The organism is Naasia sp. SYSU D00057 (assembly GCF_017916505.1).
Lineage (GTDB): Bacteria > Actinomycetota > Actinomycetes > Actinomycetales > Microbacteriaceae > Naasia.
Genome location: NZ_JAFMSZ010000001.1, coordinates 999,740 through 1,025,083, shown reverse-complemented (window position 1 = coordinate 1,025,083; position 25,344 = coordinate 999,740). Strand labels below are relative to the sequence as shown.

At 71.7% G+C, this 25,344-nt stretch carries 26 protein-coding genes and 1 tRNA gene; 23 read left to right on the top strand and 4 right to left on the bottom strand.

Translation table 11 applies throughout. The features are described from left to right. Positions 1-189: 189 nt before the first annotated feature. From ileS to ndk, 4 genes are read left to right on the top strand one after another with little or no spacing between them, the layout of a single operon-like run. Positions 190-3,570, top strand: a complete 3,381-nt coding sequence (gene ileS / locus J3P36_RS04830) for an isoleucine--tRNA ligase (RefSeq protein ID WP_210506092.1) — start codon at positions 190-192, stop codon at positions 3,568-3,570. Further along, positions 3,563-5,074 carry a folylpolyglutamate synthase/dihydrofolate synthase family protein gene (locus J3P36_RS04825; protein WP_210506091.1) on the top strand — a complete coding sequence of 504 codons (1,512 nt, stop codon included), beginning with the start codon at positions 3,563-3,565 and terminating at the stop codon, positions 5,072-5,074. Before ileS ends, J3P36_RS04825 begins: the two co-directional genes overlap by 8 nt. Beyond that, complete coding sequence (locus tag J3P36_RS04820) at positions 5,074-5,427, top strand: DUF4233 domain-containing protein (protein WP_307806951.1); 354 nt, start codon at positions 5,074-5,076, stop codon at positions 5,425-5,427. Before J3P36_RS04825 ends, J3P36_RS04820 begins: the two co-directional genes overlap by 1 nt. Positions 5,428-5,436: 9 nt before the next feature. Next, positions 5,437-5,853: a nucleoside-diphosphate kinase gene (gene ndk / locus J3P36_RS04815; RefSeq protein WP_210506089.1), complete on the top strand. Its 417-nt coding sequence runs from the start codon at positions 5,437-5,439 to the stop codon at positions 5,851-5,853. A gap of 195 nt (positions 5,854-6,048) precedes the next feature. On the opposite strand, the gene J3P36_RS04810 is transcribed toward ndk, so the two are convergent. Then, on the bottom strand, positions 6,049-6,657 hold the full coding sequence (locus J3P36_RS04810) for a vitamin K epoxide reductase family protein (RefSeq protein ID WP_246854142.1): 609 nt from the start codon (positions 6,655-6,657) through the stop codon (positions 6,049-6,051). Positions 6,658-7,015: 358 nt separating this feature from the next. Here J3P36_RS04810 and J3P36_RS04805 point away from each other — a divergent pair, with 358 nt between their 5' ends. After that, positions 7,016-9,409, top strand: coding sequence for an Rne/Rng family ribonuclease (locus tag J3P36_RS04805; RefSeq protein ID WP_374100710.1), 2,394 nt, complete (start codon positions 7,016-7,018; stop codon positions 9,407-9,409). Between the two features lie 123 nt (positions 9,410-9,532). Here J3P36_RS04805 and J3P36_RS04800 read toward each other — a convergent pair whose 3' ends face one another. Further along, complete coding sequence (locus J3P36_RS04800; RefSeq protein WP_210506087.1) at positions 9,533-9,796, bottom strand: DUF4031 domain-containing protein; 264 nt, start codon at positions 9,794-9,796, stop codon at positions 9,533-9,535. 180 nt (positions 9,797-9,976) lie between these two features. Between J3P36_RS04800 and rplU the strand changes: the two genes are divergently transcribed. The 18 genes from rplU (at position 9,977) to J3P36_RS04710 (ending at position 23,881) form a co-directional block, all read left to right on the top strand. After that, a complete protein-coding gene (gene rplU / locus J3P36_RS04795) occupies positions 9,977-10,285 on the top strand; it encodes a 50S ribosomal protein L21 (protein WP_210506086.1) in 309 nt (102 codons plus the stop codon). 18 nt (positions 10,286-10,303) lie between these two features. Next, complete coding sequence (rpmA, locus tag J3P36_RS04790) at positions 10,304-10,561, top strand: 50S ribosomal protein L27 (RefSeq protein WP_210506085.1); 258 nt, start codon at positions 10,304-10,306, stop codon at positions 10,559-10,561. 82 nt (positions 10,562-10,643) lie between these two features. Further along, positions 10,644-12,230 (top strand): GTPase ObgE, encoded by a 1,587-nt coding sequence (obgE, locus tag J3P36_RS04785; RefSeq protein WP_210506084.1) that lies wholly within the window; start codon positions 10,644-10,646, stop codon positions 12,228-12,230. Then, positions 12,227-13,021, top strand: a complete 795-nt coding sequence (proB, locus tag J3P36_RS04780; RefSeq protein ID WP_210506083.1) for a glutamate 5-kinase — start codon at positions 12,227-12,229, stop codon at positions 13,019-13,021. Before obgE ends, proB begins: the two co-directional genes overlap by 4 nt. Positions 13,022-13,030: 9 nt before the next feature. After that, on the top strand, positions 13,031-14,296 hold the full coding sequence (locus tag J3P36_RS04775) for a glutamate-5-semialdehyde dehydrogenase (RefSeq protein WP_210506082.1): 1,266 nt from the start codon (positions 13,031-13,033) through the stop codon (positions 14,294-14,296). A 106-nt stretch (positions 14,297-14,402) separates the two neighbouring features. Then, the gene (locus J3P36_RS04770) at positions 14,403-15,083 is read left to right on the top strand and encodes a hypothetical protein (protein ID WP_246854141.1); all 681 of its coding nucleotides are present in this window, start codon (positions 14,403-14,405) and stop codon (positions 15,081-15,083) included. A gap of 129 nt (positions 15,084-15,212) precedes the next feature. Beyond that, complete coding sequence (locus J3P36_RS04765) at positions 15,213-15,431, top strand: hypothetical protein (RefSeq protein ID WP_210506081.1); 219 nt, start codon at positions 15,213-15,215, stop codon at positions 15,429-15,431. A gap of 15 nt (positions 15,432-15,446) precedes the next feature. Next, the gene (gene nadD, locus J3P36_RS04760) at positions 15,447-16,046 is read left to right on the top strand and encodes a nicotinate-nucleotide adenylyltransferase (RefSeq protein WP_374100709.1); all 600 of its coding nucleotides are present in this window, start codon (positions 15,447-15,449) and stop codon (positions 16,044-16,046) included. Then, complete coding sequence (locus J3P36_RS04755; protein ID WP_210506079.1) at positions 16,043-17,590, top strand: hypothetical protein; 1,548 nt, start codon at positions 16,043-16,045, stop codon at positions 17,588-17,590. Before nadD ends, J3P36_RS04755 begins: the two co-directional genes overlap by 4 nt. Further along, a complete protein-coding gene (gene rsfS, locus J3P36_RS04750) occupies positions 17,587-17,979 on the top strand; it encodes a ribosome silencing factor (RefSeq protein ID WP_246854353.1) in 393 nt (130 codons plus the stop codon). The genes J3P36_RS04755 and rsfS overlap by 4 nt, the downstream gene beginning before the upstream one ends. Positions 17,980-18,157: 178 nt before the next feature. Continuing rightward, on the top strand, positions 18,158-18,463 hold the full coding sequence (locus J3P36_RS04745; protein WP_210506078.1) for a zf-TFIIB domain-containing protein: 306 nt from the start codon (positions 18,158-18,160) through the stop codon (positions 18,461-18,463). 84 nt (positions 18,464-18,547) lie between these two features. Continuing rightward, a tRNA-Ala gene (locus J3P36_RS04740) sits at positions 18,548-18,623 on the top strand. 134 nt (positions 18,624-18,757) lie between these two features. After that, positions 18,758-19,891 carry a hypothetical protein gene (locus tag J3P36_RS04735; protein ID WP_210506077.1) on the top strand — a complete coding sequence of 378 codons (1,134 nt, stop codon included), beginning with the start codon at positions 18,758-18,760 and terminating at the stop codon, positions 19,889-19,891. A gap of 137 nt (positions 19,892-20,028) precedes the next feature. Continuing rightward, complete coding sequence (locus tag J3P36_RS04730; protein ID WP_307806950.1) at positions 20,029-20,784, top strand: CDP-alcohol phosphatidyltransferase family protein; 756 nt, start codon at positions 20,029-20,031, stop codon at positions 20,782-20,784. Then, positions 20,781-22,022, top strand: coding sequence for a glycosyltransferase family 4 protein (locus tag J3P36_RS04725; protein WP_210506075.1), 1,242 nt, complete (start codon positions 20,781-20,783; stop codon positions 22,020-22,022). The genes J3P36_RS04730 and J3P36_RS04725 overlap by 4 nt, the downstream gene beginning before the upstream one ends. 23 nt (positions 22,023-22,045) lie before the next feature. Then, positions 22,046-22,759 carry a polysaccharide deacetylase family protein gene (locus tag J3P36_RS04720; RefSeq protein ID WP_210506074.1) on the top strand — a complete coding sequence of 238 codons (714 nt, stop codon included), beginning with the start codon at positions 22,046-22,048 and terminating at the stop codon, positions 22,757-22,759. A gap of 118 nt (positions 22,760-22,877) precedes the next feature. Then, positions 22,878-23,405, top strand: a complete 528-nt coding sequence (locus J3P36_RS04715) for a PRC-barrel domain-containing protein (protein ID WP_210506073.1) — start codon at positions 22,878-22,880, stop codon at positions 23,403-23,405. Positions 23,406-23,446: 41 nt separating this feature from the next. Next, positions 23,447-23,881, top strand: a complete 435-nt coding sequence (locus tag J3P36_RS04710) for a hypothetical protein (protein WP_210506072.1) — start codon at positions 23,447-23,449, stop codon at positions 23,879-23,881. A 135-nt stretch (positions 23,882-24,016) separates the two neighbouring features. Here J3P36_RS04710 and J3P36_RS04705 read toward each other — a convergent pair whose 3' ends face one another. Then, positions 24,017-24,991 carry a permease prefix domain 1-containing protein gene (locus J3P36_RS04705; RefSeq protein ID WP_210506071.1) on the bottom strand — a complete coding sequence of 325 codons (975 nt, stop codon included), beginning with the start codon at positions 24,989-24,991 and terminating at the stop codon, positions 24,017-24,019. Then, the gene (locus tag J3P36_RS04700) at positions 24,988-25,326 is read right to left on the bottom strand and encodes a PadR family transcriptional regulator (RefSeq protein ID WP_210506070.1); all 339 of its coding nucleotides are present in this window, start codon (positions 25,324-25,326) and stop codon (positions 24,988-24,990) included. Before J3P36_RS04700 ends, J3P36_RS04705 begins: the two co-directional genes overlap by 4 nt. Positions 25,327-25,344 lie beyond the last annotated feature (18 nt).

The window sequence follows — 25,344 nt, the reverse complement described above, 5'->3', positions numbered from 1 at the left end:
CCGGCCATCACCGGGGAGTCTCCGGAAGAACGGCCGCGCGGCTCCGGCAAGCGGGCTCAGTAGAACCGGACGGTTCGGCTCGTCAGCGCCGCATTGAGTGGGTCCCGCCGCGGGCGGGGCCAAACGGGGTGGTACCGCGTCGCAAGGCGTCCTCGTGCAGAGATCGTTCGAGCACAGGAGTCCAGCCAGATGTACCCCAAGGACCGGTCGCGGCAGTCGGATACGGCCGAGCAGACGGGGGCGGCATTCGGCATCCCGCCGTCGCCGCGCTTCCCGGAGATCGAGGAGGAGATCCTCGCCTACTGGGCGCAGGACGGCACCTTCCAGGCGTCCATCGACCAGCGCGAGGGCGCCCCCGAGTGGGTCTTCTACGACGGCCCGCCGTTCGCGAACGGCCTGCCGCACTACGGCCACCTCCTCACCGGCTACGCGAAGGACGTCTTCCCGCGCTACCGGACCATGCGCGGCCAGCAGGTGCACCGCCGCTTCGGCTGGGACACCCACGGTCTCCCGGCCGAGCTCGAGGCGATGCGCCAGCTCGGCATCACCCGCAAGGAGGAGATCGAGTCGATGGGGGTCGAGTCGTTCAACTCGGCCGCCCGCGAGTCGGTGCTCCGCTACACGCAGGAGTGGGAGGAGTACGTCACCCGCTCCGCCCGCTGGGTCGACTTCGAGAACGACTACAAGACGCTCGACATCACGTTCATGGAGAGCGTGCTCTGGGCGTTCAAGCAGCTTCACGACAAGGGCCTCGCCTACGAGGGCTTCCGCGTGCTGCCGTACTGCTGGAACGACGAGACGCCGCTGTCGAACCACGAGCTGCGGATGGACGACGACGTCTACCAGATGCGCCAGGACCAGACGGTGACCGTCACGTTCCCGCTCGTCGGCACGAAGGCGGAGAGCATGGGCCTCACCGGCACCCGCGCCCTCGCCTGGACGACGACCCCGTGGACGCTGCCGACCAACGCGGCGCTCGCCGTGGGGCCCGACATCGAGTACGCCGTCATCCGCTCCGGCCCGAACGGCACCCCCGACTCCGAGGCCCCCGACGGGCTGCCGAGCGACCTCGGCGAGTACCCGCCCCTCGACCGCGAGGTGCGGGGCGCCGACTACCTGCTCGCGAAGGCGCTCGTCCGGAACTACGCGAAGGACCTCGGCTACCCGACGCCCGAGGAGGCGGAGGCCTCGATCGAGCGCACCATCCTCGGCCGCGAGCTCGAGGGCATCCACTACGAGCCGCTGTGGGACTACTACGCCGACACCGAGAAGTGGGGGATGCAGAACGCGTTCCGCGTCCTCGTCGCCGAGTACGTGACCACGAGCGAGGGCACCGGCATCGTCCATCAGGCGCCCGCCTACGGCGAGGACGACCAGCTCGTCTGCACCGCGGCCGGCATCCCGACGATCATGTCGGTGGACGACGGCGCCCGCTTCCTGCCGATGTACGGCGAGATCGCCGGCCTTCAGGTGTTCGAGGCGAACAAGCCGATCACGCGCGACCTCAAGGAGCGCGGCCGGCTGCTGCGCCAGGCGAGCTACGAGCACTCCTACCCGCACTGCTGGCGGTGCCGGAAGCCCCTCATCTACAAGGCGGTCTCCAGCTGGTTCGTCCGGGTCACCGAGTTCCGCGACCGGATGGAGCAGCTCAACCAGGAGATCACCTGGGTGCCCGAGAACGTGAAGGACGGCCAGTTCGGCAAGTGGCTCTCCGGCGCCCGCGACTGGTCGATCTCCCGCAACCGCTACTGGGGCAGCCCCATCCCGGTGTGGAAGAGCGACGACCCCGAGTACCCGCGCGTCGACGTGTACGGCTCGCTCGACGAGCTGGAGCGCGACTTCGGCGTCCGCCCCACCGACCTGCACCGCCCGTTCATCGACGAGCTGACCCGGCCGAACCCGGACGATCCGACCGGGAAGAGCACGATGCGCCGGATCCCGGACGTCCTCGACGTGTGGTTCGACTCCGGCTCGATGCCGTTCGCCCAGGTGCACTACCCGTTCGAGAACGCGGACTGGTTCGACACCCACAGCCCCGCCGACTTCATCGTCGAGTACATCGGGCAGACGCGCGGCTGGTTCTACACGCTGCACATCCTGTCGACGGCGCTCTTCGACCGGCCCGCCTTCAAGAACGTGGTCAGCCACGGCATCGTGCTCGGCAACGACGGGCAGAAGATGTCGAAGAGCCTGCGCAACTACCCGGACGTGTCCGAGGTGTTCGCCCGGGACGGCTCGGACGCGATGCGCTGGTTCCTCATGTCGAGCCCGGTGCTGCGCGGCGGGAACCTCGTCGTGACGGAGGAGGGCATCCGCGAGGGCGTGCGCCAGCTGCTGCTGCCGCTGTGGAGCACCTACTACTTCTTCACCCTCTACGCGAACGCGGCCGGCGGCCCGGACGGCGAGGGCTATGAGGCGCGGATCTGCACCGACTCGGCCGACGTGCTGGACCGGTACGTGCTCGCGAAGCTCCGCGACCTGGTCGAGGAGGTGACCGGCGAGCTCGACGCGCTCGACGCGTCGAACGCCGCGCAGCGGCTGCGCGAGTTCGCCGACGTCCTCACCAACTGGTACGTGCGGCGCAGCCGCGACCGGTTCTGGCAGGGCGACCGCGACGCGTTCGACACCCTCTACACGGTGCTCGAGACGCTCGCGCGCCTCACCGCGCCGCTGCTGCCGCTCGCGACCGAGAAGGTGTGGCGCGGCCTGACGGGGGAGCGCAGCGTGCACCTCACCGACTGGCCCGACGCCGCCGCGTACCCGGCGGACGAGGGCCTCGTCCGCGACATGGACCGCGTGCGCACCATCACGTCCTCGGCCCTCGCGCTGCGCAAGCAGGCGGGGCTCCGGGTGCGCCTGCCGCTCGCCGGCCTCACCGTCGTGACGCCGGACGCCGCGCGGCTCGCGCCCTTCGAGGGCCTGCTGCGCGACGAGCTCAACCTCAAGTCGGTGACGCTCACCGATCTCGCCGAGACGAGCGCGGAGGCGTACGGCATCACCTCGCGGCTCACCGTCAACGCCCGGGCCCTCGGCCCGCGCATCGGCAAGGACGTGCAGCGCGTCATCAAGGCCTCGAAGAGCGGCGACTGGAGCCAGGACGGCGACACCGTCGTGGCGGGAGGAATCGAGCTGCAGGCGGGCGAGTACGACCTGGCGCTCGAGATCTCCGGCGGTTCCGAGTCGGCGATCGCGCTCCTGCCCGGTGGAGGCTTCCTCCTGCTGGACACCGCCCTCACCCCGGCCCTCGAGGCCGAGGGGCACGCGCGCGACCTCATCCGCGACATCCAGCAGGCCCGGCGCAGCGCCGGCCTCGACGTGTCCGACCGGATCGAGCTGCGGTTCGAGGGCGACGGCGAGCTCTCCGCCGTCCTCGACGAGTTCGGCGAGCTGATCCGCGGCGAGACGCTCGCCCTCGACATCGAGTTCGCGCCCGCGGGTGCCGGGTCGACGGATCGCGTGATGGCGTGGGCGGACGGGCACCTCACGGTGCTCGCCGCCGGCAGCTGGGGAGCCGCCGACGGCGGCCGGTTCGAGCTGCGCAAGGCGGGACGGATGGTGAGCAATGTCTGATCGCGACGAGCCGACGTACGATCCCGACGACCCGAGGCTCGACCCGAGGTTCCGCTCGGACTTCGGGTCCGAGCCCGAGTACGACGCCGAGGATGCGGGACTCGACCTGACCTCCCCGCAGCTCGGCCCCGACCTGCCGGAGTTCGGCCCCGAGGCCACCGACGAGGACCGCGAGCGCGCGGACCGCGTCTTCGAGCAGCTGCTTCAGCGCCTCGGCGAGGGCGACCCGCAGCCCCGCCTCGAGCCGGTGCGCCGGGTGCTCGAGCTGCTCGGCGACCCGCACCGCGCGTATCCCGTGATCCACATCACGGGGACGAACGGCAAGACGAGCACGAGCCGGATGATCGAGAGCCTCCTTCGGGCGAACGGACTCCGCCCCGGGCTCCTGACCAGCCCGCACCTCACCCGGTTCACCGAGCGGATCCTCGTCGACGGCGAGCCGATCGCCGACGAGCGGATCGCCTACAACTGGGACGACATCCAGCCGTACCTGCGGATGGTCGACGAGTCGCTCACCGAGGCGGGGGAGCAGCGGCTCACCTTCTTCGAGGCGCTCACCGTGCTCGCGTTCGCCTCGTTCGCCGACGCGCCCGTCGACGTCGCCGTGATCGAGGTCGGCATGGGCGGTGAGTGGGACGCCACCAACGTCGTCGAGAGCCAGGTGTCCGTCTTCACCCCCATCGCGCTCGACCACCAGAACCGCCTGGGCTCCTCGCTCGCCGAGATCGCCCGCACCAAGTCGGGCATCATCAAGCCGCTGTCCGAGGTCGTCAGCGCCGTCCAGCCGCCCTCGGCGCTCGCCGAGCTGCAGCGTGCGGCCGAGCTCACCGAATCGCGGCTCGTCGTCGAGGGGAACGGGTTCTCCGTCACCACCTCGGTCGGGGTGGGCGGGCAGCTCATCACCATCCAGGGCCGCGCGGGCGAGTACCGCGACGTCGTGCTGCCCCTCTACGGCGACCACCAGGCGCACAACGCGGCGCTCGCGGTCGCGGCCGTCGAGTCGTTCCTCGGCGGCGGCACGACGCCGCTCGACCCGGAGGTCGTCTCCGGGGGGCTCGGCGCGGTCACCTCGCCCGGCCGGCTGCAGCTCGTCGGCGTCGAGCCGAGCGTGCTCGTCGACGCGGCGCACAACCCGCATGGCGCGCAGTCGCTCGCGGCCGCGCTCACCACCTACTTCTCGTTCTCGCCGATCATCGCGGTGGTCGGGGTGCTCGGCGACAAGGAGGCGGAGGGGATGCTGCGCGCGCTCAATCCGCTCGTCGCCGAGTTCGTCGTGACCACTGCGCCGTCCGACCGTGCGCGCGACGCCGACGATCTCGCCGCCGTCGCGGTGAAGGTCGCCGGCGCGGACCGCGTCCGGGTGGAGCCGTCGATCGGCGCCGCCCTCGACGTCGCCCGCGAGGAGGCCGCCGAGCACGAGAACGGGGCCGTCGTCGTGTTCGGCTCCATCGCGCTCGTCGGCCGTGCCATCGAGATGGCCGCGGACGAGGGGTGGAAGCCGTAGTGGCGCGTCAGCGGCGCGCCCGGAGCGTGCAGGAGACCCTCGGCTCGGTCGTGCTCGGCACCGAGATCGTCGTGCTGTTCCTCGGCGCCCTGGTCGTGTGGGGGCTCGGCGCGCTGCCCGCGGGCCTCGCGTTCGGCGGCGGGGGAGCGCTCATCCTGCTCGCCATCGTCGCGGTCGGCACCCTGCGGTCCCGGGTCGGCATCGTGCTGGGCTGGCTCGTGCAGGTGGCGCTCATCCTCAGCGGCGTGCTGCTGACCGAGCTGTACATCGTCGGGGTCTTGTTCGCCGCCATGTGGGCGTACTGCATCATTGTGGGCGGACGTATCGACCGGCGGAACGCCGCCGCGGAATAGGAGACAAGCGTGGACGTGGAAGAGACCCTGGTGCTCGTGAAGCCGGACGGTGTCGCCCGGAACCTGACGGGGGAGATCCTCCGCCGCATCGAGGCGAAGGGGTACTCGCTCGTCGACATCAAGCTCCTGCAGGCGGAGCGCGAGCTGCTGGCACAGCACTACGCCGAGCACGAGGGCAAGCCGTTCTACGAGCCCCTCGTCGAGTTCATGGAGTCGGGCCCGGTCGTCGCGATCCGCGTCGCCGGCAACCGCGTGATCGAGGGCTTCCGGGCGCTCGCCGGCGCCACCGACCCGACGACCGCCGCACCGGGCACCATCCGCGGCGACCTGGGCCGCGACTGGGGCCTCAAGGTGCAGCAGAACCTCGTGCACGGCAGCGACTCCCCGGAGTCGGCCCGGCGCGAGCTCGCCCTCTGGTTCGGCTGACCGGAACGCGCAGCGTTCCTGTCAGCCGGGTTGAGGAGCCGCCCCTCCGGTGATTGAGGAGCCGCCGCAGGCGGCGTCTCGAAATCAGGCAACCTTGTCTCCGGACTCAGCCACGAGCGTCGCTGGGTTCTCGGCGCAGGTCGCGTGGTTTCGAGACGGCCGCTGCGCGGCCTCCTCAACCACCGGGGAAGGGGCTCAGCCGCCGAACAGGACCGTGAGCAGGGTGGGGAAGTGCTGCAGGATGATCGCGACGATGATCAGGTAGTTCAGCAGCACGATCAGCCACGCCCACGGCAGGGCCGCCCGGAACAGGGATGCCGCCCCCTCGGGCAGGCCGAAGTTGCGCCCGAGGTTGTTGATCGTCCCGAACCAGAACAGCGGGATCGTCACGAGCCACACGAGCATGCAATACGGGCAGAGCGTGCCGATCACGAACACGGTCTGCACCATCAGCCAGTGGATGAACACCATCGCGGCGAGCAGGCCGACGTTGAACAGGATCCAGAACCACCGCGCGAACCGCGCCCCGGCCAGCAGGCCGACCCCGACGGCGACCGGCGCCACGAACGCCATCAGCCCGATCAGCGGATTCGGAAAGCCGAACAGCGAGCCCTGCGCGCTCTGGATGACAGGGCCGCACGAGACGAACGGATTGATGTCGCAGCTGAGCTTCGTCTCGGGGTCCGCGATGAGGGCGAACCGCTCGACCGTGAGCTGGAAGGATCCGTAGAGACCCACGAGTCCGGTCACGATGAACAGCAGGGCGATGGCGACCGGCTGTCGCGCCGGTGTCTGCGCCATCATGGGTGGAATTCTCGCACGGGCATTCGTCCGTCCCCTGCATCCGGGAAGGGCGCCTCCAACGCGCGCACCGCCGCTCATGCGATAATCAGGGAAGACCCGCGCCGCGCGCGGGACGAAGGACTTTCCCGGATCGCCTCGAGGCGCCTCCCGGGTTGCGGAGAACATATCCGCTGGGCGTCCCAGCACGCCCGCGAGCCGACGGCTCGGCACAGAGGATTGAGGTGGGCAGGGCCCACCGCGTAGCACGGGATGTGGCGGCGCGGACGCCGCACCCGCAAGGAGTGCACCAGCGATGGTGGAAGAGAACAACAAGAAGGCCGACTCTCCGGAGACCCCCACACGACGCCGGCGGACGTTCATGCCGCGCCGGGCATCCACCGGGCTCGGCACCGTCCCCGTCGTGACGCCGGAGGAGATCCCCGCCGTCGTCGACGCGCCGGGGGATGCCGCTCCCCAGGAGGCGCAGGCGCCCGCCGCCGCGCCTCAAAATGCGCCGGCCGAGCAGTCGGAGGCGCCCGCCCGCGCCGAAGCCCCTGCACAGGAGCCCGAGCAGCCCGTCGCCGCCGATGCGCCCGCCGCAGAGGAGTCCCCGGCCGAGGAGCCCGCGGCCGAGCAGGCCGCGGCCGACGAGACTGCGGCCGGGCAGGCTGCGGCCGGCGAGGCCGCCGCCCCCGCCGAGGCCGCTGCGCCCGCCGAGGAGCCCGCGCCCGAGCGCCCCACCGGTCCCACGACCGCCCTCTTCTTCCAGGCGCCGCCCGTGCTGGCCCCGCTGCCGGCCATCCGGGACGACGAGCCCGAGCAGGAGGCCGAGACGGCCGCCCAGCCCGCGAGCCGCCGCCGCAACCGCCGCCGGTCGGGCGCCAACGGTGCGGCGGTCGCCGAGGAGCGTCCGGAGCCGCGCGAGGAGGAGGCGCCCCGTCCGCGCCGCCGCGTGGTCGAGGAGATCACCGAGCCGCAGCGGGTCAAGGGCTCCACCCGGCTCGAGGCGAAGAAGCAGCGCCGCCGCGACGGCCGCGACGCCGGCCGCCGCCGCGCGGTTGTCACCGAGGCCGAGTTCCTCGCCCGCCGCGAGTCGGTCGAGCGCGTCATGGTGGTGCGCAGCACCGCGGACCGCATCGAGATCGGCGTGCTCGAGGACAACGTGCTCGCCGAGCACTACGTCGCGAAGGCGGCGAACGCGTCCCTCATCGGCAACGTCTACCTCGGCCGCGTGCAGAACGTGCTGCCGAGCATGGAGGCCGCGTTCGTCGACATCGGCCGCGGCCGCAACGCCGTCCTCTACTCCGGCGAGGTCGACTGGGACGCCGCCGCCGAGAACGGCGAGAAGAACCAGCCCCGCCGCATCGAGCTCGCGCTCAAGGCCGGCGACAAGGTGCTCGTCCAGGTCACGAAGGACCCGGTCGGCCACAAGGGCGCCCGCCTCACCAGCCAGGTGTCCCTCCCCGGCCGCTACCTCGTCTACGTCCCCAACGGCTCGATGAACGGCATCTCCCGCAAGCTGCCCGACACTGAGCGCGCGCGCCTCAAGAAGATCCTCAAGGAGGTCCTGCCCGACGGCGTCGGCGTCATCGTGCGCACCGCCGCGGAGGGCGCGACCGAGGAGCAGCTGACCGTCGACGTCAACCGCCTCACCGCGCAGTGGCAGCACATCAGCTCGCAGGTCGAGAAGGTGCAGGCGCCCGCGCTGCTGCACAGCGAGCCGGACCTGCTCGTCAAGATCATCCGCGACGTTTTCAACGAGGACTTCTCCCGTCTCGTCATCGCCGGCGAGGACGCGCAGAACACGATCGAGAACTACCTCACCTCGGTGGCACCCGACCTGCTCGACCGCGTCGAGCGGCATGCGGGCCAGAGCGACGTGTTCGCCGACTTCCGCATCCAGGAGCAGATCGACAAGGCCCTCGACCGCAAGGTCTGGCTGCCCTCCGGCGGCTCGCTCGTCATCGACCGCACCGAGGCGATGACGGTCATCGACGTCAACACCGGCAAGTTCGTCGGCTCGGGGGGCAACCTCGAGGAGACGGTCACCAAGAACAACCTCGAGGCGGCCGAGGAGATCGTCCGCCAGCTGCGGCTGCGCGACATCGGCGGCATCATCGTCATCGACTTCATCGACATGGTGCTCGAGACGAACCGCGACCTCGTGCTGCGCCGCCTCGTCGAGTGCCTGAGCCGCGACCGCACGAAGCACCAGGTGGCCGAGGTCACCTCGCTCGGCCTCGTGCAGATGACCCGCAAGAAGCTCGGCCTGGGCCTGGCGGAGTCGATGGCCGATGCGCCCGCGCGCCAGGTCGAGTCGAAGCAGGAGCCGCGCGGCCGCGGCGGCCGCAAGCAGCCCGCCGCCCAGCCTCCGCGCCCGGCCGCCGGCAGCACGCACGCGATCACCGACGACGCCCGCAACGCGCTCGCGAAGATCGCCGCCAGCACGATCCACAAGGACGAGCACGGCGAGCACGGCGAGCACCCGGAGCACGCCGAGCCGGCCGCCCCCGCCGCGCAGGCCGCCGTCGTCGAGCCGGTCGTGCTCGAGCCGGTCGCCCCGCCGAAGGCGGAGGCCGAGCCGATCATCCCGCTGCCGGAGATCGTGCCCGCGCCGAAGAGCCGCGAGATCGCGCCCGACGCCGAGTCGCTCCTCGGCGCCGTGCTCGACGCGCTGCCCGAGCCGAAGAAGCCGGGGCAGGGCCGCGCCCGCAGCCGCCGCGTGTCGACGCCGGCCCTCACGCCGGGCGTCACCGGGGTCGACAAGCACTGAGCCGACGTGCGGCCTCCGCGATCGAGGAGGCCGCACTAGCGGCCGTCTCGGAACCACCACGGCGATCGTCCGGATGGTGGTCTTGAGGCCCACTGCGCTCGCGCCTCGAGCACCGGGAACCGGTCAGCGGTCCCTGGCGCGGACCCGGAGGCCGCTCGCGATCAGGCGCGAGACAAGCTCGTGGCCGGACACCGGCTGGGCGCCGGCCGCGACGAGTTCGGCGACCCGATGCTCCGGCACGTCGTAGTGGTCGAGGTCGAAGCTCCGGCGCGGCACGTCGTTCGCCCGCGCGAACGCGTGCAGCTCCTCCAGAGAGGTGTCGCTCACGAGGTGCGACCAGACGGTGCCGTGGGCCGGCCACATCGAGGGATCGATGAGGACGGCCATGGCAGAATTGTAGGAAGCGGTGGCGCCGCCGGCGGGAAACCCCGGATATGCGCCCCGCGGGCGGCCGGATTGCCCGGGCATCGATGTTCGGGTAATCTAGACCGTCGGTGTGCGCGGCCCTGCCCGCACCGAGTCTTCGCCGCGGCACAGCCGCGGACATCCCAACAGATTGGCTGGAACGTGGTTTACGCAGTTGTGCGCGCCGGCGGGCGTCAGGAGAAGGTCGAGATCGGCTCGATCGTCACCCTCGACCGCATCAAGGCGGACGAGAACGGCAACGTCACCCTCGCCCCGGTGCTCCTCGTGGACGGCGACAACGTCACCCACGACGCGTCGGCGCTGGCGAAGGTCACGGTGACCGCCGAGGTCCTCGGCGACCTCCGCGGCAAGAAGATCGTCATCCAGAAGTTCAAGAACAAGACCGGCTACAAGAAGCGCCAGGGCCACCGCCAGGAGCTCACGCGGGTCAAGATCACCGGCATCAAGTAGAGCTGAGAGGCACCTGACATGGCACACAAGAAGGGCGCGAGCTCCACTCGCAACGGTCGTGACTCCAACGCGCAGCGCCTCGGCGTGAAGCGCTTCGGCGGCCAGGTCGTCAACGCGGGCGAGATCCTCATCCGCCAGCGCGGCACCCACTTCCACCCCGGCGTCAACGTCGGCCGTGGCGGCGACGACACCCTGTTCGCTCTCGCCGCGGGCTCGGTCGAGTTCGGCCAGAAGGGCGGCCGCAAGGTCGTCAACATCGTGGCGGCCGCCGAGTAGGCAGCTGCACCAAGGGAAATGGGCGAGCCTCGGCTCGCCCATTTTCTGTTTATCCACCCGATCTGAACCACCTGGAGGACCCGTGGTCGCGACGTTCGTCGATGAGGTGACGCTGCACCTGCGCGCCGGTCACGGCGGGAACGGGTGCGTCTCGGTGCGCCGCGAGAAGTTCAAGCCGCTCGCCGGCCCGGACGGCGGCAACGGCGGCAGCGGCGGCGACATCGTGCTCGTCGCCGACCCCCAGGTGACCACGCTGCTCGCGTACCACCGCGGCCCGCACCGCTCGTCCGAGAACGGCCAGCCCGGCATGGGCGACCACCGGCACGGGTCGAGCGGCGCCCCGCTCGAGCTGCCCGTCCCGGTCGGCACCGTCGTGAAGGACGCCGACGGCGCAGAGCTCGTCGACCTCGACACCCCGGGCATGCGGTTCGTCGTCGCCCCCGGCGGCCAGGGCGGCCTCGGCAACGCCTCCCTCGCCACGCCGAAGCGCAAGGCGCCCGGCTTCGCGCTGCTCGGCACGCCCGGCTGGGAGGGGGACGTCCGCCTCGAGCTGAAGACCGTCGCGGATGTCGCGCTCGTCGGCTTCCCGTCGGCGGGCAAGTCGAGCCTCATCGCGGCGCTGTCCGCGGCACGGCCGAAGATCGCGGACTACCCCTTCACCACCCTCCAGCCGAACCTCGGCGTGGTCGAGGCCGGATCCACCCGCTACACGATCGCGGACGTACCCGGCCTCATCGAGGGCGCGAGCGAGGGCAAGGGCCTCGGCCTCGAGTTCCTCCGCCACGTCGAGCGCTGCAGCGCGCTGCTGCACGTCCTCGACTGCGCCACGCTCGAGCCCGGCCGCGACCCGATCAGCGACCTCGACGTGATCCTCCGCGAGCTCGCCGCGTACCCGGTGCCGGAGGGGCAGCTCCCGCTGCTCGAGCGCCCGCAGCTCGTCGCCCTCAACAAGGTCGACGTGCCCGAGGGCAAGGACCTGGCGGACCTCGTCCGGCCGGACCTCGAGGCCCGCGGCTACCGCGTGTTCGAGATCTCGACGGTCACGCACGCCGGGCTCCGCGAGCTGTCCTTCGCGCTCGCCGGTCTCATCGAGCAGGCGCGCGCCGTGATCGAGGCGCCGAAGCCGCGCATCGTGCTGCGCCCGAAGCCGGTCGACGAGGCCGAGTTCACGGTCCGCGTCGAGGGCGGCTCCGGCGGCAACATCTATCGCATCCGCGGAGCCAAGCCCGAGCGCTGGGTGGCGCAGACCGACTTCCAGAACGAGGAGGCCGTCGGCTTCCTCGCCGACCGGCTCGCGAAGCTCGGCGTCGAGGATGAGCTCTTCAACGCCGGCGCCATCCCCGGCTCCACCGTCGTCATCGGCGGCGACAACGGCGTGGTGTTCGACTGGGAGCCGGCGCTCGCGTCGGCGGCCGAGCTGATGACGAGCCCCCGCGGCACCGACTCGCGCCTCGACCGCAACGCCCGGCCGACCCGCAACGAGCGCCGCGACCTGTACTTCGAGCGGATGGACGCCAAGGCGGAGGCGCGCGCCGAGCTGCTGCGCGAGCGCGAGGCCGGCCTGTGGCGCGAGGACGAGCCCGAGTCGAGGGACGCGGGGTCGACGGACGCGCGACTCAGCAGCGCAGGGTCGAGGGACGAGACAGTGACGAAGGACGAGGCGGAGTGACGACAGCGAGCAGGGAGGAGATCCTCGCCGCGCGGCGCATCGTCGTGAAGGTGGGCTCGTCCTCGATCAGCGGTGAGAACGCCGGGCAGATCCAGCCCCTCGTCGACGCCCTCGCCGAGGCCCACGGCCGGGGGGCCGAGGTCATCCTCGTCTCCTCCGGCGCCATCGCGACCGGGATGCCGTTCCTCGGCCTCGACAGCCGCCCCAGCGACCTCGCCACGCAGCAGGCCGCGGCGGCCGTCGGCCAGAACGTGCTCATCTACCGCTACCAGGAGAGCCTCCGGCAGTATCGGATCGTCGCCGGACAGGTGCTGCTGACGGCGGGCGACCTCGAGAACGCCACCTCGCGGAAGAACGCTGAGCGGGCGATCGGGAAGCTGCTCGAGCTGCGCATCCTGCCGATCGTCAACGAGAACGACACGGTCGCCACCCACGAGATCCGCTTCGGCGACAACGACCGCCTGGCCTCCCTCGTCGCCGCGCTGGTGCGCGCCGACCTGCTCGTGCTGCTCAGCGACGTCGACGCCCTCTACACCCGGCCGCCGCAGGAGCCGGGCGCGGAGCGGATCGAGCACGTGCCCTACGGCGACCCCCTCGACGGCGTCGTGGTCGGCTCGGTCGGCACGGGAATCGGCACCGGCGGAGCGACCACCAAGGTCGCCGCCGCCCGGCACGCCGCCGACGCGGGTGCGGGTGTGCTGCTGACCGCGACCCGCCAAGTGGCGCAGGCGCTCCGCGGCGAGCCGGTGGGCACCTGGTTCGACCCCCTCGTCCGCGAGCCCGCGCTCTAGAATTCCCGCATGTCCGGCGCATCCACCTCCCTCGGCCTCACCGATCGCTTCGCCGCGGCGAAGCGCGCCTCGCGGCAGCTCGCCACGCAGAAGGCGGAGATCAAGAACCGCGGGCTCGAGGCGATCGCCTCCGCCCTCCTCGCCGGCGCGGCGCGCATCCTCGCCGCCAACGCCCAGGACCTCGAGGCGGGGGAGCGGAACGGGCTCTCCGCCGCCCTCCGCGACCGGCTGCGCCTCGACCAGAAGCGGATCGGCGCCCTCGCGGACGCCGTGCTCGAGGTCGCGGCGCTCACCGACCCGGTCGGCCAGACCGTGCGCGGCAGCGTCCTGCCGAACGGCCTCTCGGTCTCCCAGGTGCGCGTCCCGTTCGGCGTCGTCGGTGCCATCTACGAGGCGCGGCCGAACGTGACGGTCGACATCGCGGCGCTCGCCCTCAAGAGCGGCAACGCCGTCGTGCTGCGCGGCGGAACGGCCGCCGAGAACTCCAACCGCGTGCTCGTCGAGATCCTGCAGGAGGCGCTCGCCTCCGTCGGGCTGCCCGCCGACGCCGTGCAGACGATCGACGAGTTCGGGCGCGACGGCGCCCGCGAGCTGATGCGCGCCCGCGGCTACGTCGACGTGCTCATCCCGCGCGGCAGCGCCCAGCTGATCCAGACGGTCGTCGCCGAGTCCACCGTCCCCGTCATCGAGACCGGCGCGGGCGTCGTGCACGTCTTCGTCGACGAGAGCGCGGACGCCGAGCTCGCCGTCGACGTCGTCCTCAACTCGAAGACGCAGCGGGTGAGCGTCTGCAACACTCTCGAGACCCTCCTCGTGCACCGGGACGCCGCCCCGCGGCTGCTGTCGCCCGTCCTCGACCGCCTCCGGGCCGCCGGCGTCACCCTGCACGCCGACGAGGCGACCCGCGCGCTCTACCCCGACGCCGTGCCCGCCACGGAGGAGGACTGGGCGGAGGAGTACCTGTCGCTCGACCTGTCCGTCGCCATCGTCGACGACCTCGACGCGGCGATAGAGCACATCGACCGGTACTCGACGAAGCACACCGAGTCGATCCTCACGAACGACGTGCGCAGCGCTGAGCGCTTCCTCGCCGAGGTGGACTCCGCGGTCGTCATGGTGAACGCCTCCACTCGCTTCACGGACGGCGGCGAGTTCGGGTTCGGCGCGGAGGTCGGCATCTCGACCCAGAAGCTCCACGCACGCGGTCCGATGGGCCTGCAGGAGCTCACGAGCACCAAGTGGATCGTGCGCGGATCCGGCCAGACCCGCTCCTGACCTTCTCGGCACGCAAAGTGTCAAGCCCTGGCTGAAGCTTGCGGGTCCTCCGTACCGTTTCCCCACAGGCGTCGCGCTGCGGCGCCCGAACGGGAAGGGGACCGCCATGAGCACGCCCGAGAGCGGACGTCCAGGACACACGGACCAGGACAAGACCGAGGCCTTCTCCACGCAGGGTGACGCCGACCGCGGCGATGACACAGCAGCCGTCCCGGCCGGCCGTGGGTCGTCGCTGCGACACGATGTCGTCGCGCGCGAGAAGGAGCAGTTCGGCGGCATCAAGTTCGGGTCCGCCTTCTTCGGCTGGCTCACCGCCACCGGCATGGCCGTCATTCTGACCGCCCTCGTCGCGGCGGCCGGCGCCGCGGTCGGCCTCGCGACCAACGTCGACGCGACCGACGTGAACGCCGAGCAGGCCCAGACGGTGAGCATCGTCGGCGCGATCGCCCTCGTGGTGATCCTGTTCCTGTCCTACTACTGCGGCGGCTACGTCGCGGGGCGCATGGCCCGCTTCAACGGCGCCAAGCAGGGCCTCGCGGTCTGGCTCTGGGCGCTCGTGATCGCGATCCTTGCCGCCATCCTCGGCTTGGTCGCGGGCAGCCAGTTCAACGTCCTCGCGAACCTGAACAGCTTCCCGCGGATCCCCGTCAACGAGGGCGCCCTCACCGCCGGCGGCATCATCACCGCCATCGTGGTCGCGCTCATCGCGCTGGCGGGTGCCGTGCTCGGCGGCATTGCCGGGATGCGCTTCCACCGCAAGGTCGACAAGGCCGGGCTCGGCGTCTGACCGAGACATGCGAGGGGCGGGTGGCGCACAACGCGCCGCCCGCCCTTCGCGCGTCTCCGGGCTCGGGGCCCGTCGCTAGACTGAACTGACCGCCGCCGCCGGCGAGGCCGAAATGCTGCAGGAGAGTACATGTCGCTGATCCACGCCGTCGTTCTCGCGGCCGCCGCCGAGACCGAGCACAACACGCTGCCGATGCCGCCGCTGCTGTTCGGCATCATCACCCTGGCCGTGTTCGCCGTCCTCGGCATCGTGATGTTCAGCTACCGCAACGTGGCCAACCGGCACCGTCAGGTGTCCGGCAAGCCGGGCGGTGACGGCTCCGGCCACGGTACGGCTCACTTCGGCTGATCCTCGCCCGTGCAGATCGAGCCGGGCAGCGGCCGCCCGCGCATCGGCGTGATGGGCGGCACCTTCGACCCGATCCATCACGGCCACCTCGTGGCGGCCAGTGAGGTCGCGCAGTCGTTCGACCTCGACGAGGTCATCTTCGTCCCGACCTACCAGCCGTGGCAGAAGCGTGGCGTGAGCCCCGCGGAGCACCGGTACCTGATGACGGTCATCGCGACCGCCGCGAACCCGCGCTTCACGGTGTCCCGGGTCGACATCGACCGGGGCGGTACCACATACACGATCGACACGCTGCGCGATATTCAGAGCGAACGCCCAGACAGCGACCTGTTCTTCATCACCGGTGCCGACGCGATCAAGCAGATCTTCAGCTGGAAGGACGTCCAGGGCCTCTGGGATCTCGCGCACTTCGTCGCGGTCAGCCGTCCGGGACACGCCGTGTCGCTATCCGACCTTCCCGAGCACGACGTAAGCTGGCTGGAAATTCCGGCGCTGGCGATATCTTCAACCGACTGCCGCAGTCGAGTGAAGAGGGGGCATCCCGTCTGGTACCTCGTACCAGATGGCGTCGTGCAGTACATCTCCAAACATGATCTGTATCGGGGGACTTCATGACTTTGTGGCAGGAGCAGCGGGAGCGTCAGGGGACGACCTCCGGCACGGGGCAGCCACGGAGCCGGCGTGAGGCGCGCGACGCCGAGCGGCGTGCGAACGAGACGGCGGACCTGACGGGTGTGCACCCGTCGAACGTGTACGACCTCAACTCGTCGGGGAACATCTGGGACACGCTGTCCCGTCGCGCCGCGTCGCAGCTGACCGACGCCGCCACCGAGGCGGAGCGCCGCACCGGCCGTCGTGCCACGGATGACGGTCGCCCCGCCGAGCCGCAGAGCTACATCGCGCAGGGCCGGCCGCAGCTGCCGACCTACGACGCGCGCCGCCCGTCGATCCCGGGAGTGTTCCAGCAGCGCAGCTTCGCTCCCGAGCCGATCCTGCCCGAGGCCGAGGACACTCGCACCCGTCCCACCTCGCGCATCGACTCGATCCTCGGCACCCCGGTGTCGAGCGCCGCGCCGCGCCTCGTCGCCGACGAGGCGCCGGTCGCCGACCTGTCCGCGTCGCTCGACCACACCATGTCGCGCCGCGCGCTGCGCGCCATGCGCGAGACCGGCCAGGTCCCCTCGTTCGCGCCGTCGACCGGCAGCGCCAACGGCGCCTGGGCGCCGTCGTGGGAGCCGGTCGCCCCGGCCCCCGCCGCCGAGGAGCTCGCGGGCTCCGCGTTCTCCTCCTACACGGACACGGCGACCGTCGAGATGTCGGCCGTCGACCGCGCCGCCGTCGAGGCCGAGGTTCCGGTGTTCCTGCCGGAGGCCGAGGTCGAGGACGACGAGCCCGGGCTCGACACCGTCCTGATGGACCGCATCGAGACCGAGCTCCCCCCGCTGCCGAAGGCGTTCATCGCGCCGCTCGCCGAGCCGCTGCCGAAGGCCTCGGTTCCGCCGCGCGTCGAGCCGATGCCCGCCCCGGCCGCCGGCACCTTCACCGAGGTGCCGTCCGCCCCGATGCCCGGCCTGCAGGGCTTCGAGGCACTCATCGCCCAGGCGAGTGCCGGCCTCGAGGGCTCCGGTGCCCCCGCGACCGGTCCGACGCCCCAGATGGCGCGCCAGGAGCGTCCCTACACCCCGCCCGCCGGCCACTGGTCGGTCCAGGCGCAGTACAAGGACGACGAGGAGCTGCCCTTCGAGGGCATGCTGAGCCGCAACGTCGGCACGTCCTCGGGCTCCACCAACGCGCTCATCATGTCGAGGGACCCGCAGCCCGACCTCTTCTCCGCCGTGAACAGCACGGGCGAGATCATGGTCACCGGCTCGCTGGACCTTCCCCGCATCCTGTCCTCGACCGGCGCTCCCTCCGAGCAGTACGACTCGTCGGAGATCGACCGCCTGTTCGAGGCCAGCCAGGAAGAGCACCACACCGCCGACGTCGCCCCCGTGCGCGCCGCGCGTGCAGTGTCCACCCACACCTCGACTCGCAGCGTGGTCAGCCCGCGCAAGAGCCGCGGTGCCATGCTGCCGACCGTGCTCGCGATCACCGCGGCACTCATGGCGCTCGGCGTGGTGGGCCTGCTCTTCGCCGGTTACGTCCTGAGGATCTTCTGATAACTGCCGCATCCGAACGCGCCGTCGAGCTGGTCCAGCTCGCGGCGGTCGCCGCCGACTCCAAGAACGCCCTCGACCCGGTCGCGCTCGACGTGGCCGGGCGGCTTCCCCTGACGGACGCCTTCCTGCTCGTGTCGGGCCGCACCGAGCGCAACGTGCTCGCCATCGCGGAGGCGGTGGAGGATCGGCTGCTCGAGGCCGGCGCCAAGACGCTGCGCCGCGAGGGCCGGTCCGAGGGTCGCTGGGTGCTCCTCGACTTCGGCGACGTGGTCGTCCACGTCTTCCACGAGGAGGACCGGCTCTACTACTCGCTCGAGCGCCTCTGGAAGGACTGCCCGGTCATCCCGGTCAATCTCCCGGTCGCGCCGAACACGCCCGCCGCGGAGTAGTCGCCTCCCTTCGCCGGGCCGATCCGGCACTTCCGGCCTGCCTCGGTGGCCCGGATGCGGAGCTTCCCCCGCTTCGCGGTGCGCGCTCCGCACGTCCTCCTGCTTCTTCTCTGCACGCCTTCTGGGCGTTCGCTCAGCGCGACTCCGTACGGTGGCAGGAAGAACTGAGGAGGACTCGATGAAGTGCCCGAATGATGGTGCGACCCTGGTCATGAGCGACCGCAGCGGAGTCGAGATCGACTACTGCCCCGAGTGCCGCGGCGTATGGCTCGACCGCGGTGAGCTCGACAAGATCATCGACCGCGCCGGTCCCACCCCGACCGCCGCTCCCGCCCCTCCTGCGACCTCCACCCCGTACGTGCAGCCGACGGGCGCGCCGTACCAGGACCCGTACCGCGACCAGTACCGGGACCGCGACCGCGGCTACAACCAGGGCTACCGGCCACGGAAGAAGGAGAACTGGCTCAGCGACCTCTTCGACTGAGCCGGCGGAGTCGACGACACGCTGCCGCGTCACGGGACGGTCCCGACGTGTAGTAAAGTTGTCGAGGCTTCTTACGGAGCCGATGGGCCTGTGGCGCAGCTGGTAGCGCACCTGCATGGCATGCAGGGGGTCAGGGGTTCGAGTCCCCTCAGGTCCACCAATAGAAAGAGCGTCGCCTTCGGGCGGCGCTCTTTCTCGTTCTGCGGCGTTGAGCGATCGTGGAGGCTCGGGAAGGGTTCGCTTCGCCGTGGACCGTAGGCTGTGAGGTCGGATCCGCAGCAGGGGGAACACGCCGTGGCACGTCGCTCACCGCTCGACACCGATCCACGCTTCACCCGCCACCGGACGCTGCGTGTCCTCTGGCCGGGGCTGCTCGTGCTCGCGATCGGGCTCGCCGGCCTCGTGCTCGCGACGCTCTTCATGCCGGAGCTGGTTGTGACGGCGCGCCGCGAGGCGGAGGGGGCGTCGTCGACTGCGAACGCCGTGGCGGCGCGATTCGATCCGCTGTGGACATGGCTGCTCGCCGTCGGGACGGTCCTCTTCGGGGTATTCCTCCTGACCGTCTCCGTCGAGCGGCGGCATGCGGGGACCGGTCACCGGCTCCGCCGATCACTCTTCGCGACCTTCGACGGCGGGCGTCCTCGGCTGCTCGACCTGTACAGCCGCTTCGCCTCGGCCGATCCGGGAAGGTACACCCCCCTTCCAGAGCTCTTGCGGGGCCGGCGGTGGGACACCCGTCTCGACATCTGGGAGGTCCCCGAGGACTTCGTCGCCTACGTGGCACTCTCGACGGGCGCGGGGCGCTCCACCGAGCACGCCGGTCTGCTGCGCTATGAAGGGGAGCCCTATGCGGCGCTGATGGCCGCGGTCCGCTCATCGAGGCTGCGCCTGCCGGCACCGGCCGCTCACGGACCCTCGGCGCCCGACGGACCCCCGCCCGGCGTGCGGGGCCTCCTCGACCCGCGCGTCCTCACCGGGCTGGAGGGAAGCTCCGGCATCGCGGTGAGAGAGGAAGGCGACGGCCTGCGTGTGGGCGGCTGGGAGGTCGACTACCTCGTCCGCGTCGAGGGGGACGTCTGGACGATCACGCCTCGCGACCGAGGACGGGACGGGGCCCCGGTGCAGACGAACAGCAGCCGGGTGTCGGACGCGTTCCTGCTCTACTACAACGGACTGCCGAGCGGAACGATGGAGCGGCTCGCGCCGCACATCCACCGGCTGGACGCGTCAGCGGCGGGCGTCACCGTGGAGAGGCTCGAGCGCGGTACCCGTCTCACCTGGCCCGACGGGAGCTGGGCGACCGCCGGCTCCTCCTTCGAGGCGCAGCGGCTGCTCTACTTCGGCTCGACGCCGATCGACGAGCTCGCCGTGCACGCCGGCGGCACCCTCACCGACCAGGGCTTCGAGAAGAGGTCCGATTCGCGCTGAAGCGAGGTCCTTCGCGGTGCTTCACCCTCCGCTTGTGAGATTTCGTCAACGTCAGGTCGTATGCCGCTTGACGTACGCGCTCGGGCCCCTCCATGCTGGTCGCCCGGGGGGAACCAATGAAGGAGCCGGAGGAACACGTGACGGCCGTCGTCCATTCGCCCCCTGGGTCGGCAGAAGGCCTGCGGGCCACGCTGCGCCGGCTCTCGGCCGCCCAGAAGGGCTCCGCCGGAGCACCCGCATATTCCCGCTTCGTCAATCGTCCGCTCGGCCGGCTGTTCGCCGCGCTGGCCTTTCAGGTAGGGCTGACCCCCAACGCGGTCACCGCGATCAGCGCGGCCTTCACGGTGACCGGCATCGCTCTGCTCGCGCTCGTCCCACCGTCCGTGCCCATGGGCTTGGCCGTCGCCGCCTGTCTGGTTCTCGGCTACGGGCTTGACGCCGCCGACGGGCAGCTCGCGCGGCTCCGCGGCGGCGGATCGCCGGCGGGGGAGTGGCTCGACCACATGGTCGACGCCGCCAAGGCCTCGTCGCTGCACCTGGCGGTGCTCGTCGGCCTCTACCGCTTCACGGACCTCGACCCCGTCTGGCTGCTGGTGCCCCTCGGCTACTGTGTCGTCGACGCGGTGACCTACTTCGGGACCATGCTCAACGAGGCGCTCCGGGCGCAGCACGGTGCGCCGACGCGCGCACAGCGCACCGGCCAGAAGGTGGGCATCGGCCGGTCCCTGCTCACGCTGCCCACCGACTACGGCCTGCTGGCCGTCACCTTCGTGCTGTTCGGGCTTCCCGCGCTCTTCTTCCCCGTCTACGCGGTTCTCTTCCTTGCGGCGGCCGGCTTCCTCGCCCTCGCCGCGGTCAAATGGTTCCGCGAGATGGAACGGCTCCCGCGATGAGGCGCCGAGGCGGAAGGACGGCCGACGACGCCCGTCCCGGACTCCTCGTCGTGCACCCCGGCGCAGAGCTCTACGGCGCCGACCGGGTCCTCCTCGAGTCGGCGACGGCCCTCGCGGACCGCTATCGGGTGACGGTCGCCGTGCCCGGCCCGGGGCCGCTGGTGCGCGAGCTCCAGTCCCGGGGCCTGCGCGTGGTCCGCTGCCCGATGCCGGTCCTGCGCAACTCGGCCCTGCGTCCGCGCGGCGCCGTCCAGCTGCTCGGCCAGGCCGTGGTGGGCTTCCCGCCGGCCCTCGGGCTGCTGCGCCGGCACGCCGATGCCGGCGTCTACGTGAACACGCTCACCCTGCCCTCCTGGACGCTCCTCGCCCGCCTGGCCGGCCGCCGGTCGATCTGCCACGTGCACGAGGCCGAGCAGTCCGCCCCGCGGCTTCTGCGACGCGGCATGGCGCTCTGCCCCGCTCTGTCGGATCGGGTCATCGCCAACAGCCGCTTCACGCTCGAGGTGCTCACCGAGGTGGCGCCGAGGCTGCGCCGGCGCAGCGTCGTCGTGCCCAACCCGGTCCGCGGCCCGGAGGGGGTCGTGCCCGGTCGTGAGCTGCTGACGGGCCCTCTGCGACTGCTGTACGTCGGCCGGCTCTCGCCGCGCAAGGGCCCCCAGGTGGCGGTCGCGGCGCTCCGCGAGCTGACGGACCGCGGCGTGGACGCGCAGCTCACGCTCGTCGGCTCGGTGTTCCCCGGCTACGAGTGGTTCGAGGCCGAGCTGCGTGCGGCCGTCGCCGACGCCGGCCTCGAGCAGCGGGTCCGCTTCCTCGGCTTCCACGCCGAGGTGTGGCCGCACTTCGCCGACGCCGATGTGGTGCTGGTCCCCTCGACCGGCGACGAGTCGTTCGGCAACACGGCCGTCGAGGCGCTGCTCGCCGCCCGCCCCCTCGTGGTGAGCGCGCACAGCGGCCTCGAGGAGGCGGCGGCCGGCTACGCATCGGCGCAGGCGGTCGACCCCGCCCGGCCCGCGGACTGGGCCGACGCCGTCGAGCGCGTCGCCCGCGACTGGCACCGTTTCCGCGGCGCCGCCGTGGCTGACGCGGCGAGGGCCCGGCGACTGCACGCCGTGGAGCGCTTCAGCGCCGAGCTCGTCGAGGCGGTCGCCTCGACCGGGACCGGGTCCGGCGTGCAGAGCATCCGCGTCGCGGACGCCCGCACCGCCGAGCGGATGGCCGCCGACGGGACCGCCGCGTGACCGGTGCGGGTCTCAGGATGCCCGTGCCGGCCATCCTGATGTACCACTCCATCAGTCCGTCCACCGAGCCCGATCCGCACCGGCTCCGGGTGCACCCGGACCGGCTCGACCGGCACCTGCGACTCCTGCGCCGGCTCGGCCTGCGCGGCGTCTCGCAGACCGAGCTCGTGCGCGCGGTCGACCGTGGGGAGGCGGGCGGCCTGGTCGGCCTCACCTTCGACGACGGCTACACCGACTTCCTGGAGTACGCGGTGCCGGTGCTCGAGCGGCACGGCATGACCGGCACGGTGTACGTGGTCGCCGGGCGGATGGGCGGCGAGAACACGTGGGACACCGGCCCCCGCTTCCCGATCATGGACGCGGACCAGGTGCGGCAGTCGGCCGCCGCCGGCCACGAGGTGGGCAGCCACACCATGAACCACGTCCGGCTCGCCGGCGCGGACCCGGTGCAGCTCGCCGCCGAGGTGGGGGAGAGCCGGCGGGTGCTCGAGGACGTGCTGCAGAGCGAGGTCCCCGGGTTCTGCTATCCGTGGGGCTCCTACGACGAGGCCGCGGCGGATGCCGTGCGCGCGGCCGGCTACGACAACGCGTGCGTCACCGGCGACTACGAGCCCGGTGATCGGGTGACGCTGCCGCGCTGCTACGTGAGCCCCCAGGACACCCCGGCCCACATCGCGGCCCGGCTCGCCCGGCACTCCCTCCGCCAGCGCCGTGCCGTCGCCGCCGAGGCTCGCTGACTTTGCCGAACAACGGTCGCCTGGAGGTCGGGACCAGCGGCCCTTGCGGTCCGCTCGCGGGCTCCTAGCGTCGGAGCCCAGAGGCCGCGCGCGCGGCCTGGACCTGAAGGAGCTCGTGATGATCGGCAGGAGCGACATCGACCGCCTGAGGGGCGCCGATGTGGTGGACACCGACGGCCACGCCGTCGGCAGGGTCGGGGAGACGTTCCTCGGCGACGACGGCCAGCCACACTGGGTGACGGTGCGCACGGGCCTGTTCGGCCGCCGGGAGAGCTTCGTGCCCCTCGAGGAGGCGCAGCTCGACGGCGACGTCCTGCGCATCCCGTACAGCAAGGCGCAGGTGAAGGACGCCCCGCACTTCGATCCGGAGAGCGCGCTGACCGAGGAGGAGGAGGTCGACCTGCACCACTACTACGACCGCAGCCCCGGTGCCTCGCGCCTCACCCGGCACGACAGCGGCGGTGAGGAGCGCCGCGGCGACGTGGAGGAGCTTCCCGAGGAGCGCCCGAGGGTCGCGACTTCGGAGCCTCCGCGCGAGCGCGGGCACTTCGAGGCGGAGGGCACGCTGCTCCACCCCGACGAGGACGACCAGATCCGCCGGAACCAGGTCGACTTCGACGGCGAGACCGGGCGGGACAGGGTCTAGCCCGTCGGCTGCGACGGAACGATGCGCGGATAATCGGAATCGTGGAGGACCAAGAAGCCTGGAAGCGGCTCTGCACGCTTCTCGATGACGACGAGCTGCTGTGGCCCGGCGTCCGCGAGGCGCTCGAGGAGGACGGCGACCCCTGGGAAGCGCTCCTCAGCGGGCTCGACGACGCCGGTGCGCTCGCCTACCTGGACGCCGAGGACACCGGCATGGAGCTCGCCGACGCCCTCGCCCAGCTGCCCCGCGTGTTCCGGCTGCAGCCGGACCTCGGCCGGGTCACCGACACCGACGACCTGGCCGAGGCGATGGCGGTCGCGGACGAGATCCTCGCGGCGAAGGGCTTCCGCCTCGTGATGCTCGACGACGAGGAGGACGAGGACGCCTCCTCGCTGGTGGTCGTGCCCGCCGGCTCCCTCGACGACGTCGTCGCAGCGGCGGAGAGCGTCGATCGGACCATCACCACGTTCGGGTGACGTCGGACCGGCATCCCGGGCCGAGACGGAGGCGGGCCGAAGCGGAGCCGGGCCGAAACGGCGGTTCCGGGCCACCTAGGCGGCCCGGAAGTGCCGAAACGGCCCGGAGCGGATTCGACGCGGCCGGGCAGCGGATCAGGCGGCGGCGGGGGTGGCGACCGGGTGGGCGGCGCGGCGCGCCTTGAGAAAGGCGTCCACGATGTCCCACAGCGTGATCCCGATGATGACGAACGCCGTGATCGTCACCGTGACGCTGCCCGGCTCGATCAGCCAATCCCGCCCGAACTCCGCGAAGAACGCCCGGTTGAGGAGCTGCTCGGTGAAGAGCAGCCAGAGCGCCGGCACCGCGAACAGCAGGGAGGTGACCACGTTGACGGCGGCGAAGCCGTACGTCCACCGCCCGTGGCGCCACACCACGAAGGCGAACACCACCTCGAGTACCAGCAGGGCGAGCAGGTAGGGGATCCAGAGGCTCCACAGCTCGGGGTCCAGCAGGGGGATGGGCCGGCCGCCCTCGTCCCGGAAGACCGAGGACACCTGCTGCCAGATGAGCAGCCCGCCGAGGATCACCGCGAAGACCGCGGAGGCGATGACCTCGCCGAAGCCCATCCGGCCGGGAGCGGGCAGCTCGGGGAGGCTGTCGGGCGTCCATTCGCTGAAGCCCTGCCGCCCCGTGGTGCGCTCCAGGACCGCGAACACGAGGGTCACCCAGAACCCGAGGTGCACCGTCACCGACAGCAGCGTGGTGACGGCCGTGCCGATGATCGTGCCGACCGGCTGCTGGGCGATCAGCTGGCCGAGGACGACGCCGGCCGTCGCGACGGGCAGCACGACGGCGAGGAGCAGCTTGAGGAGTCGCCACCAGTCGAGGAAGAGCGCCGGTCCGATGAGGTGCAGCGGTCGGTCGGCGTAGCCCGCGGCGAGCCGGCCCGGGTCGCCGAACTCGGTGAGCACCTCGCGCTCGGCGTCTCGCGGCGAGACGCCCTCCTCGACGCGGGCGTCGACCGCGTCCTCGATCGAGGCCCGCAGCTCGCGGTCGATGTCGGCCCGCTTCTCCTCCGGCAGCGACCGGAGGGCGGCGTAGACATAGCGGTCGGTGAGCGTCGTCATCGCTCGTTCCCTTCGCTCAGATTGCGGATGGCGGCGTGCAGCTGCTCCCAGTCGGAGAGCAGCAGGGCGAGCAGCTCGGAGCCCTCGGCGCTCGTCGTGTAGAACTTGCGCGGCCGGGACTCGTCGGTGTTCCAGGCGCTCTCGAGCAGGCCCTGCTTCTCGAGGCGGCGCAGCAGCGGGTACAGCGTGTTCGCCTCGACGGCGAAGCCCGCGGACTCGAGCGCCTCCAGCAGCGCGTACCCGTACCCGGGCCGGCGGAGCAGGGCGAGGCACGCGAGCACCACCGTTCCCCGGCGGAGCTCCTGCAGGTGCCCGGTGAGCAGTTCGCCGTCCATTGGCGACACGGTACTGTG